At 34.8% G+C, this 12,091-nt stretch carries 9 protein-coding genes and 1 other annotated feature (1 of these 10 running past the window's edge); of the genes, 6 read left to right on the top strand and 3 right to left on the bottom strand.

Features of this window, described 5'->3' with window-relative positions; all coding sequences use genetic code 11:
- The first annotated feature begins 138 nt into the window (after positions 1 to 138).
- Positions 139 to 1,242 (top strand): tyrosine-type recombinase/integrase, encoded by a 1,104-nt coding sequence (locus I583_RS14505; protein ID WP_010762173.1) that lies wholly within the window; start codon positions 139 to 141, stop codon positions 1,240 to 1,242.
- A gap of 232 nt (positions 1,243 to 1,474) precedes the next feature.
- Here the strand turns inward: I583_RS14505 and I583_RS14510 are convergent, their stop codons facing one another.
- On the bottom strand, positions 1,475 to 2,986 hold the full coding sequence (locus I583_RS14510) for a helix-turn-helix domain-containing protein (RefSeq protein ID WP_010762174.1): 1,512 nt from the start codon (positions 2,984 to 2,986) through the stop codon (positions 1,475 to 1,477).
- 310 nt (positions 2,987 to 3,296) lie between these two features.
- Between I583_RS14510 and I583_RS14515 the strand changes: the two genes are divergently transcribed.
- The 5 genes from I583_RS14515 to guaB all read left to right on the top strand — a co-directional run bounded on the left by I583_RS14515 (position 3,297) and on the right by guaB (position 8,909).
- Positions 3,297 to 3,494 (top strand): DUF951 domain-containing protein, encoded by a 198-nt coding sequence (locus I583_RS14515; protein WP_010762175.1) that lies wholly within the window; start codon positions 3,297 to 3,299, stop codon positions 3,492 to 3,494.
- 3 nt (positions 3,495 to 3,497) lie between these two features.
- Positions 3,498 to 4,598 (top strand): redox-regulated ATPase YchF, encoded by a 1,101-nt coding sequence (gene ychF / locus I583_RS14520; protein WP_010762176.1) that lies wholly within the window; start codon positions 3,498 to 3,500, stop codon positions 4,596 to 4,598.
- A 100-nt stretch (positions 4,599 to 4,698) separates the two neighbouring features.
- Positions 4,699 to 5,382: a DUF1129 domain-containing protein gene (locus I583_RS14525; RefSeq protein WP_010762177.1), complete on the top strand. Its 684-nt coding sequence runs from the start codon at positions 4,699 to 4,701 to the stop codon at positions 5,380 to 5,382.
- 207 nt (positions 5,383 to 5,589) lie between these two features.
- On the top strand, positions 5,590 to 7,266 hold the full coding sequence (locus tag I583_RS14530; RefSeq protein WP_010762178.1) for a glycosyltransferase family protein: 1,677 nt from the start codon (positions 5,590 to 5,592) through the stop codon (positions 7,264 to 7,266).
- 158 nt (positions 7,267 to 7,424) lie between these two features.
- The gene (gene guaB, locus I583_RS14535; protein WP_010762179.1) at positions 7,425 to 8,909 is read left to right on the top strand and encodes an IMP dehydrogenase; all 1,485 of its coding nucleotides are present in this window, start codon (positions 7,425 to 7,427) and stop codon (positions 8,907 to 8,909) included.
- A gap of 41 nt (positions 8,910 to 8,950) precedes the next feature.
- Here the strand turns inward: guaB and I583_RS14540 are convergent, their stop codons facing one another.
- Together I583_RS14540 and serS are read right to left on the bottom strand one after the other, a co-directional pair.
- Positions 8,951 to 10,444: a polysaccharide deacetylase family protein gene (locus tag I583_RS14540; protein ID WP_010762180.1), complete on the bottom strand. Its 1,494-nt coding sequence runs from the start codon at positions 10,442 to 10,444 to the stop codon at positions 8,951 to 8,953.
- A gap of 110 nt (positions 10,445 to 10,554) precedes the next feature.
- Positions 10,555 to 11,826 (bottom strand): serine--tRNA ligase, encoded by a 1,272-nt coding sequence (gene serS / locus I583_RS14545; protein ID WP_010762181.1) that lies wholly within the window; start codon positions 11,824 to 11,826, stop codon positions 10,555 to 10,557.
- 94 nt (positions 11,827 to 11,920) lie between these two features.
- Positions 11,921 to 12,091, bottom strand: a binding site (T-box leader); it runs 42 nt beyond the window's last position.

Below are 12,091 nucleotides of genomic sequence, written 5' to 3' on the forward strand. Positions count from 1 at the left end.
AAAATGAAAAAAGAATTATTTGCATCGGTTTCAAATAAGTGGTTTTTAGTTGAAAAAAATAACATATATTATTTAGAAATTTGTAGTAATTCATTTTCTTAAAGCATTGAAAATTAAGTTTTAGAAAGGATCTTAATTATGGCAAGAAGAGGAGAAAATATCTATAAAAGAAAAGACGGTCGTTGGGAAGGCCGATACATAAAAGGTAGACAAAATAATGGGAGAATTCATTATGGTTATATCTATGGATATAAATATTCAGAGGTAAAGCATCAACTTATTTTGAAAAAATACGAAAAACAGACAAACGATAGTAAAAAGCTACTACCTTATGAAGGAAAGTTATTGGATTGGACGAATTATTGGTTAGAGACATTTGTTCGTCCAAAAGTAAAAAGCAGCACATTTGCTAGCTATAAAAATAAAATGGATGTCCATGTATTATCAAGAATTGGTTCAATAAAATTACAGAAGCTGAAGCAATCAGATCTGACTTCTTTACTTGAAAAAATGGATGAAACACTAAAGGCAAGCTCCATTCGGTCAATATTTTCAGTGTTAAAAAATTGTCTAGGTAAGGCAATATCGTTGAATTTATTGACAGAAAATCCTTGTATGGGAGTAGAGCTTCCAAAAACAAAGAAAAAAACAGTACAAGCTTTATCAATTAAAGACCAAGCCAAACTAGTCAAAGAAATCAATACAAATCAGAAATTCTTTTCCATCATGCTTGCTTTGCAAACTGGACTTAGAATTGGAGAAATTTGTGGATTAAAATGGGAAGATATTGATTTTGAAAATAATACGTTAGGTGTTAACAGAACGGTGCTTAGAATTCAAACGGAAGATACTGCTGGAAGAAAGACTGAGATCGTTGAGGTTACACCGAAGAGTAGTAATTCACAACGTAAAATTCCAATCACGAAGACTTTAAGGAAAAATTTATTAGAACTTAAAAAAGTATCAACTAGTGAGTATGTTATTTCAAACAAGCATAAAGCTTTAGAACCACGTACAATTGCGTATCGTTTTCAAATAATACGCAAAAAAATTGGATTAGAAAAATTTTCCTTCCATTCTTTAAGGCATACTTTTGCAACCCGTTGTTTAGAAGCTGGGGGAAACATCGCCACAATAAGTTCGCTATTAGGACATTCATCAACAAAGATGACACTTGATTGTTATACGAATTCATTCTTTACAGAAGAACGTCAACTTGTAGAAAAACTTGAATTTGTTTGATAAAAAAACGAACGATTATCTTTTAAGGGTGCTAATTGGAGACTGATCTTGAGGGAAAAACGTTTAACTCTGAGAATCAAGTAGGTATAGTGCAACATAAACTCATAGCTTGTTATGTTTTACAGCACTAAGAGGGAGTTTACCGTTTATTGGGATTCCTTAAAGTTGTATATGACTCACAGAGTTATAGTTATGCCTCAGACCTAATGTTTTCATAGAGAGTAAGCAGAATTTATCGATTAGAGGAATAAATATCATACAGTAAGTGATCTAGATCAGATACATCTTTTTTCTCGTTATAGTTACTCAAAAAGAAAAAATACTTCCCTCTTTTTTTCAGATAGGAGCAATCTACGTTACTAATAACTAGATCATAAAGCTGATTTGAAGTTAGGGGAGTGGCTTGGGCAAAGGTGGTTAATTCAATGTATTTAATCCACCAATCCATGGATTTTTGTTTACGGAGCAAATCACCTTCGATAAATACCCCAACAGAAATTTTAGTTTTGATGCATTCTTCATAAAAATTTATAGCATGAGCATATTTTGAAATGAGAATGGTATCATGAGTGTCATCCATAAAGAGCACTGGGTATCGTTCTTTTAAGTAATCAATAAAATAATGAATAGTTTCGGAGTGTATCGTATCCACTGACTCTATATAATTTCGTTCCCAGTAATAATCAATATGCCCTTTAAATATTAAATGACGGTAGCCAATAGAGTTTAAATAATAGTAGAGGATTGAACTTTGTGTATCCTTTAAAAAAGTATTTGGGAAGCATTTTTCCATTAAGTTCAGAAATTCCTTATTTAAAGTTCGAATAAAAAAATTACTATAACGTTCAATTAAATCAAGTTCCTTTAAACAGGGAGAATTAACAGAGATGATTTCTTCACCAAACATGAAGAGAAGCAATAAGATCGTTTCATTAGGAAGTAATTTAAAGGAGTAATAAACTAAAAAAGATCCAAGTATTTTATTTACTTTTTTGAATAAGTGGGATCTTTTAAGGGCGCTTATAAATAGTTTTTGGCTGTCAATATCTGTTTTATTACTGAAAAAAGTTTCCTGATCATAGTCGTTTTGTACGCACTTTTGTGCATTTCTCCTTTTTAATAGACTGAAATAGATAATAAGTTTTTTTCGAGCAAAAAAGGGCATTTTGCAGTCAATGATCTGCTGAATATTATTGACTGTTTCGTAAATTCTAGGATCAATATTCGGTACTTTTAATTGTTGTTTAGGATCTGTGACCATATAAAGAGAAACATAAAAAAAACGAATTTGTAATTCAGAACCTAGTAGAACGCCATTTTGGATGGTCAAATCAAATTCGCTTAATAAGCTGTTTAATTCATTGATTTTTCTAAAGTAAGTTGAATAGCTTAATCCAATTTTTTCACATAAACGAGAGCTATCAATCGACCCGTGTAGTAACAATTCTTCCAAAATTTTATATTTGGGTGCATAGACAATCATTTCATTATACAAAGTGTGAAGAGAGTAGTCGGGTTTAGTTTTGAAAGTGATTGTTTGTTTAGTTACTTCAATAGAAAAGCGACTATTTGCTTTTTTTTCGGAGACCATCAATCCTTCAATCAGTTTGGATAAAAAATAATCTCCGATATTTAAATGTTGCATGAGCTCTTTTTTTGTTGCGCTACCCCCAACGTTACTTAGATATATTAGTAAGTCAAGTTGATAAACTTCTACTTTTTCTAGTAAGTCAAATTTTTTCATAGTAAAACTCCTTTAAATATCAGTATAGATAATAGTATCTTGAACAGAAATGTAGATACTGTTTGTGTAGTGATATTTTCATTATTATCCAACATAAATATTACAAATACAATCTTAATTAAATTGAATTATTTTTGATTTTTTGAGAAATAACGGTTTGTATTCCTAGTGTTTCCTTACGAATCATATAAAAAAAGCCAATCAATAAAATAGCTTTGCTTGATTGCCCAAAAAATGGTATTGTATCCTTGTATGTTTATGTCTGATTTTCTGACTATTAACGACTATTGATAGAAGGGATATATCTATTATGTATGATCTTGGTGATATTGTAGAAATGAAAAAGCCCCATGCCTGTCAGGCAAATCGTTGGGAAATTATCCGAATGGGCGCTGATATTAAAATAAAATGTACAAACTGCGGTCATATCGTGATGTTGACACGCCGTGATTTTGAAAAAAAGATGAAGAAAATTTTGGAAAAAAAACTAATAAAGGATAGTGAATGATCAATGGCATTAACAGCTGGAATCGTAGGTTTACCTAACGTAGGGAAATCTACCCTTTTTAACGCAATTACAAAAGCAGGAGCAGAAGCGGCAAATTATCCGTTTGCAACAATTGATCCTAATGTAGGTATGGTTGAAGTACCAGATGAGCGCTTGCTGCGTTTAACAGAGTTAGTGAAACCTAAAAAAACAGTACCCACTACTTTTGAGTTTACAGATATCGCCGGAATCGTAAAAGGTGCAAGCAAAGGTGAAGGGTTAGGAAATCAATTTTTAAGCCATATTCGTCAAGTGGATGCTATTTGTCATGTAGTACGTTGTTTTGATGATGATAATATTACCCACGTTGAAGGACGTGTAGACCCGTTGGCAGATATTGACACGATCAATTTAGAATTAGTATTAGCTGACCTGGACTCTATCACGAAACGCTATACTCGTGTAGCTAAAATAGCTAAGACGAAAGATAAAGATGCGGTAGCTGAATTAGCAGTATTAGATAAACTTAAACCTGTTTTAGAAGAAGGGTTGTCTGCTCGTACGATCGAATTTACCGAAGATGAGCAAAAAATCGTTAAAAGCTTATTTTTACTAACAGCAAAACCTATTTTATATGTGGCAAATGTGTCAGAAGATGAAGTAGCGGATTCAGATAATAATCCATATGTTCAACAAGTTCGTACTTTCGCTGCAAATGAACAAGCAGAGGTAATCGTTGTTTGTGCTCGTGCCGAGGAAGAAATAGCTGAATTAGATGATGAAGATAAAGCCGACTTTTTAGAAGCGTTAGGTATTGAAGAGTCTGGTTTAGATCAATTGATACGTGCAGCATATGACCTTTTAGGCTTAGCAACATATTTTACTGCCGGCGAGCAAGAAGTACGTGCGTGGACTTTCCGTAAAGGGATCAAAGCGCCTCAAGCAGCCGGGATTATCCATACTGATTTTGAACGTGGATTTATTCGTGCAGAGACGGTTTCATTTGATGATTTGAATACGTACGGTAATATGCAAGCCGCAAAAGAAGCAGGAAAAGTTCGTTTAGAAGGAAAAGAATATGTTGTTCAAGATGGCGATGTTATGCTTTTCCGTTTCAACGTATAGGGAAAAATTTGCTAAAAACTGTTTTTCTCCCTAAAAAATGTGTTAGAATACTTTTTAGGTAAAGACTGCCCCGTTGGCCACGGGCGAGGAGGACGCAAAAATGGAATCAGAAGTACTTCGAGATATTGTTTCAGAAAATCGTGAACTTGAACAAAAATTGACAAAGAGAAACGAACAGTACATCTTTGACTTAAAAAAATCATTGGTTGCTGCTAATCTTTCAGAAGAAGCACAGACACTTGCTTTGCACGAAATTCTACCTCATTTAGTAGAAGGTCAAAAAAGTGGGAAAACTGCCCGTCAGCTTTTCGGAACAGTGGCTGAACGTACGGAGTCTATCTTAAATAAACCGGAAGAACTTCCAGAATCAACACCGATCTTGATGTGGTTAGATAATACATTGTTATTATTCGGTGTAATGACGATTATGTTTTCAGTTATGATGATGTGGTCCAAAGGAAAATCACAACCATTGGGATTATTGACATTAGTATTAGCGTCAATGGCTGGTGGATATGCATTCTATCTAATGTATAAATACGTATATCAATATGATCGACCTGGCGTGGACAAATCTAAACGCCCGGGTTGGATCAAAACAGGATTCATTTTAGTTGGTGCTATGCTTTTATGGCTAGTTGTATTTACGGGCTCAGCAATGTTACCAGCTGTTATTAACCCAGTTTTAGATCCAGTTGTAGTTATCATTATTGGTGGGATTGCGTTAGGTACTCGTTATTTGTTAAAGAAAAAGTATAATATGCGTAGTAGCTTGGCACGTTAAAGAATAAAAAAGAGAAAAGTCTTGGACAAAACTAAACGTCGTTTTGTCCAAGACTTTTCTCTTTTTTAGCTAAGTATTAAATTATGGCTAAATTTATTCATAGTTTTAATCTGAAAGAGTTCATGTTTGAAAGAAAAGCGTTGGCACGATACCATAGAGAATAAGAATGAAAGTTTCAATCAATTTTCATTATGAAGAGGTGGCTCAATGAAAACATGGATCAATCAACATAGTCGATTACTAATTTTTTTAAGTTTTTTTATATTAAGTGTACTGTCTTTATATATTGTTTATCTTCAAAATAATCATATCATGATAGGTGACGATTACCATTTTCATCAAAATAGGATCGAAGGATTGGCTTTATCTTTACGTCATGGCCTATTATTGCCAAAAGTAAGTTACTTTTTTATTGGTGGATATGGGTATGCCTCTAGTTTGTTCTATCCAGATTTTTATCTATACTTTCCAGCAATTTTGCGCGTTTTTGGTTTTTCGCTTGCAACCAGTTTTATTATCTTTGCTATTGGGATAAATTTAGGTACATTTATTTTAACCTATATATCAGGAAAGTACATGGGTTTATCCGAAATGAAAAGTTACTTGTTTTCATTATTATATACGCTATCGATTTACCGTCTGCAGGATTTTTTTAATCGTCAGGCTATTGGTGAGCTCTTGGCAATGAGCTTTTTTCCATTAGTTTTAGCAAGTCTCTATTTATTGAAACATGGTAAAGAGAAAAAATGGTTACTGTTGACCGTTGCGATGACAGGAATTGGCTTAGCACATTTTATTTCGATAGAAATTATCAGCATTTTTATCGGCATGTATATTCTTTTAAATCTGAGGAGCTTTTTAAAAAAAGAGGTAATCTTTGCGATTCTAAAAGCCGCTGGGGTGACTATTTTATTACTCGCTTTTTATTTAGTACCAGTTTTTGAACAGATGAAGCATACGACTTTTCAAGTTACATCCAACCCGCTAACGTTGATTTCAGATAGAAGTTATTCTTTTAGCGAATTGTTGGCAAATAGTTTTAAAAATACAGTTTTTCATGCGTCATCTGCGAATATTGGAATTATTTTATTGGCGGGGTTGATTATATATGGAGTAATGCTATTCAAACGAGACGCACAACATCGGGACTTAATCATTTTAGCGCTGTTTTTTATGATTATAGTGACAGATCTTTTTCCATGGCACTTTTTTGATCAAACACCACTAAATACGATTCAATTTCCATGGCGTTTTTTATCGATCGTGACCTTGTTGTTGGCGTATCTCATCGCAAATGATGACATCGGATTATTCAAAAAAATTCCAAGTAGCCAAATAATTCTAATTATGGTTATTTTAATTGGTGTCGGGTTGTATGAGAAGGAAAGTATTGATACCGAAGGAAAACGAATCTTATCACACCACTCATATGATCAAACAAATAGCTATTATATTGGTGCAGGACATGAGTATTTACCAAAAGAAGTTGATTATTCTACTATTAAAAAGAATAAAAAACGTAAAGTACTTTATGACTCAGACCAAATAAACATATCGAATACCGAAATGAACTTTGATTCAGTGGCTTTTGACTATCATACAAAGGGTACACAAGAAACGATGGTTACGATTCCGTTTATCTATTATTATGGTTATCAGGCTAAAATAGTAAGTAATGGAAACGTCAAAACAATACCAGCATCATTAAATAAAGAAAATGGATTAGTTGCTATTCGTTTAGCTGAAAAAGGTCGGGTATCTATTTTTTACCAAACAACTTGGGCGCAAAAAATTTCATTAAGCTTATCGATCATCACCCTCTTAATTTGTATAATTTGGAAATCTAGACCTTGGACTTCAACTGAGCTGAACTTAAAGAAATAACTATAGTTATTCTTTTAATTGGATAACAAAAAAATGAGAGAAAACTCATGTTTAGAGAAAGTGTAAGAAATTTTCTCTAAACAGGGAAATGCGGTTGACTTACCTTTTATTATCTGTTATTTTCTTATATAAAATTAAATAGAGGAGTGGTCTGAAAAATGTCTAACTGGGAAACAAAATTTGCGAAAAAGGGTCTTACATTTGATGATGTTTTATTGATTCCAGCAGAAAGTCATGTTTTGCCAAATGAGGTGGATATGAGTATCCAACTAGCAAAAAATATAAAGTTGAATATTCCTCTAATCAGTGCAAGTATGGATACAGTAACTGATAGTAAAATGGCTATTTCAATGGCTCGTCAAGGTGGCTTAGGCGTTATTCACAAAAATATGAGCATCGCGCAACAAGCAGATGAAGTTCGTAAAGTAAAACGTTCTGAAAGCGGCGTGATTATCGATCCATTTTTCTTAACCCCAACGAATTTAGTGGCAGATGCAGAAAATCTAATGAGCAAGTATCGTATCAGCGGTGTACCTATCGTAGAAACAATGGATAATCGTAAATTGGTTGGTATCATTACGAACCGTGATATGCGTTTTGTAACAGATTATCAAATGAAAATCGATGAAGTCATGACAAAAGACAACTTAGTCACAGCCCCAGTAGGTACTTCTCTAAAAGATGCTGAAAAGATTTTACAAAAGCATAAAATTGAAAAATTACCGATCGTAGATGAAAACAATCGTCTGAGCGGTCTGATTACAATCAAAGACATTGAAAAAGTAATCGAATTTCCCAATGCAGCGAAAGACGAACATGGTCGTTTACTAGCAGCGGCAGCAGTTGGCGTTACAAGTGATACTTTTGAACGTGCCGAAGCATTACTTGAGGCAGGTGTTGACGCAATCATTATCGATACTGCTCATGGTCATAGTGCTGGTGTGATTCGTAAAATCAAAGAAATTCGTGACACATTCCCAGAAGCTACATTAATTGCTGGAAATATCGCAACAGCTGAAGGGGCTAAAGCTCTTTATGACGTAGGTGTTGATGTCGTTAAAGTTGGGATCGGACCTGGTTCTATCTGTACGACACGTGTCGTTGCAGGTGTGGGTGTTCCTCAATTAACAGCGATTTATGATGCAGCTTCTGTTGCACGTAAATATGGTAAAGCTATTATCGCTGATGGTGGAATCAAGTATTCTGGAGATATCGTAAAAGCTTTAGCAGCTGGTGGACATGCTGTTATGTTAGGTAGTATGTTAGCCGGTACAGATGAATCACCTGGTGAATTTGAAATTTATCAAGGACGTCGTTTTAAAACGTATCGTGGAATGGGATCATTGGGTGCAATGGAAAAAGGCTCAAGTGATCGTTATTTCCAAGGCGGAGTTAACGAAGCAAATAAATTAGTTCCAGAAGGTATTGAAGGACGTGTTGCCTATAAGGGTAGCGTATCAGATATTGTTTTCCAAATGATCGGTGGGTTAAAATCTGGTATGGGCTATGTCGGTGCAGCAAATCTACAACAATTACGTGAAGAAGCACAATTTATTCAAATGAGTGGAAATGGATTGAAAGAATCTCATCCTCATGATGTACAAATTACGAAAGAAGCACCTAATTACTCTGTAGAACAATAAAAAAACTACCAATGTCATAATCGACATTGGTAGTTTTTTTGTTATTGGACAGGCCGTTCATCTTTAGAACCATAATACATATGAAGCGGCTTAGCTTTTTTTCCTAGTAATTCTTTAGAAGGTAAAATCTCGTAGCCTTCTCCACGCAAATGATCAATCACAGTTGCTACAGCGTCCACTGTTTCAGGATGGATGTCATGCATCAACACAATTGTGTCATTGTAGGCTGTATCATCGATACGTTTGATAATCGCTTGAGCATTATGACTTTGCCAATCTTGAGAGTCTACAGACCATTGAATAATCGGCTTACCAATGATTGCTGCTACATCTTTATTAACAGCACCATAAGGCGGTCTAAAATCAGTTGGTAGCTTGCCAATTGCGTGATAGATGGCTTTGTCTGTTTTTTGGACTTCATCTTTCACTCTTTGGGCATCGAGGCCAGTCAATTGTGGATGTGAGTAGGAATGGCTAGCTACCTCATGGCCTTCCTGGGCTACTCGTTGTACAAGTGATTCATGTTTTACCACATTTTGTCCTAACATAAAGAATGTAGCTTTGACACCTTTTTCTTTTAGAATATCTAGAAGGCGAGGTGTGGTTTCAGGATTTGGGCCATCATCAAACGTAAGTGAAATATATTTTTTGTTTGGATCTAAAGGTGCGGGTAATACGTCTTTAATAAAAGATGCATCTACAAATTCTGGGTTTACGTAACCAGCAATGTCTTTATAAGGTAATGTGATTTCATTTTTACCAGTCGAATTGTCAGGTAGGTTTAAGCTGATTTTATCAGAATAGTAAGTGAAAGTAGTCTTATCTAATGAGAGATTTGGCATATTGAGTACCGCATCAATGATAGCATTACCATCAGAGCTTTCATCTAGCAATTTTTGTTGAACAACTTGTTGGACAGCTAGAATATTTGCTTCACTTAAGAAAATATCTTGTAGCGTCAATGGCTGTTTCGTTTTTTTGTTGACGTAAGCTGTATTTTTACCCACTTCGGTTTTTTCAGACCAGTCTTCTTTTTCTTGATCCCATGTATAGGTGTCGACAGCGGGTAAATAGCCTATCACTTGTTCATTGATTTTATCTGCTTTTACGCGCCCAATAATTTTTATGGGGGTTTCTTTAGAACTATTTTTTTTAGTAGCTTCTATTAAAGCCGTTAATTCTGTTTTTATTTCTGGTAATTGAGGGATAATGTCTGTAGCAACGGGTTCATAGATTAATGTTTGGATATTACCATCTATTTTTTCTTGTTCAGAACTTTCGAGAACCTCTTGTTTTTGAGCTTTTCGGATTTTTTCTAATAAGGCGGTTTCTTTTTCTTCATACTGGTTATCTTCTTCAACTTCATTTACCTCATCGTGTTTGTGTTGCACGGCATAAGTTGCATAAACACCACCGCAGATTAAAATAAAAGAAACACCAAGTATAGATGCAAAAGCTATTTTTTTTGTGAAAATGTGTTTCTTTTTTTCGCGCCGGCTATTTCGAGTACTTCGTGGGTGATTTTTTCTGTCCATAACGTTTAATCCTTCTAATTTATAAATTTGACTGCTTATAGTAACTCAAATGTATCATGCTTGATTTATACTTTCAACAAACATAAGGTTAAATTAGCGATTCTTTTCATTTATTTAATTAATTTCAAGTTACCCATATAAGGAACTAAAACTTCTGGAATCGTGACAGATCCATCTTCGTTTTGGTAATTTTCTAAAATAGCAGCAACAGTTCGTCCAACAGCTAGACCAGATCCGTTTAAAGTATGGGCATATTGAACTTTATCATTTTCATCGCGGTAACGAATCATAGCGCGTCGAGCTTGGAAATCCTCGCAGTTTGAACAAGAACTGATTTCACGGTAGGCATTTTGCGCTGGAATCCATACTTCTAAATCATAAGTCTTAGCAGCAGAGAAGCCCATATCGCCTGTAGCTAGTGACATTACACGATAAGGTAGGTTCAGCTTTTGTAAAATATCTTCAGCGTTGGCTGTCATTTTTTCTAGTTCTTCATAAGAATTTTGCGCGTCACTAAATTTTACCATTTCTACTTTATTAAATTGATGTAGACGGATCAATCCGCGAGTATCACGGCCAGCACTTCCAGCTTCCGAACGGAAAGATGGGCTAAGAGCTGTAAAATAAATTGGCAAATCCTTACCATCCAAAATTTCATTATTATAATAGTTTGTTAGAGGAACTTCAGCTGTTGGGATCAACGTCATGTCAGTACCTTCTAACTGAAAGACATCTTCTTTGAATTTAGGAAATTGACCGGTACCGAACATAGAATTACTATTTACGATATAAGGTGTCATCATTTCTGTATAGCCGTGATCATAGACGTGCAAGTCTAACATGAAATTGTATAGGGCACGTTCTAGTCGAGCACCAAGTCCTTTATAGTAAACAAAACGGCTACCTGAAACTTTTGCTCCGCGCTCAAAATCAAGAATATCAAGATTTTCGGCTACATCCCAATGTGGTTTAGGTTCAAAAGCGAAGCTTCTAGGCTCGCTCCAACGACGTACTTCAACATTATCGTCTTCATCTGCGCCGACAGGTACTGAATCATGTGGAAGATTTGGTAATGTTGTAGAAATTTCATGAAGTTTAGTATCGATGTCTTCGATTTCAGTATCCAAGGCTTTGATATTACCGCCTACTTCTTTCATTTCAGCAATCTTGACTGTAGCATCTTCTTTATTTCGTTTTAATTGTGCGATTTCTGCTGAAACATCGTTCCGATATTTTTTTAGTTCTTCTGATTTTACTAATAAATTACGTCGGCTTTCATCTAAACGCAAGAATTCTACTAATATCTCCTCTTTTACACCACGGCTTTTCAATTTTGCTTGAACCTCATCAAAATTTTGACGAATCATTTTTACATCTAACATAATTACTCCTCCTTCAATTTTAAAGCTACATGGGCTAGCACATATAGCTAAATAACATTGTAAAAAAAAAGCCACTCCATCCCTAGAAAAAAATTCTTGGGACGAAATGACTTGAATTTCGCGGTACCACCCAAGTTCAGCTATAACGCTGCCCTTGTAATGCAGATAACGGCTACGACCGGTCTGACTTATTTCGTCAAACGCATGTAATAGAGACGGACTTCTTTATAGTAGAATATTTGCTCTCACCACCGCAAACTCTCTT

Source organism: Enterococcus haemoperoxidus ATCC BAA-382, from assembly GCF_000407165.1.
Lineage (GTDB): Bacteria > Bacillota > Bacilli > Lactobacillales > Enterococcaceae > Enterococcus_L > Enterococcus_L haemoperoxidus.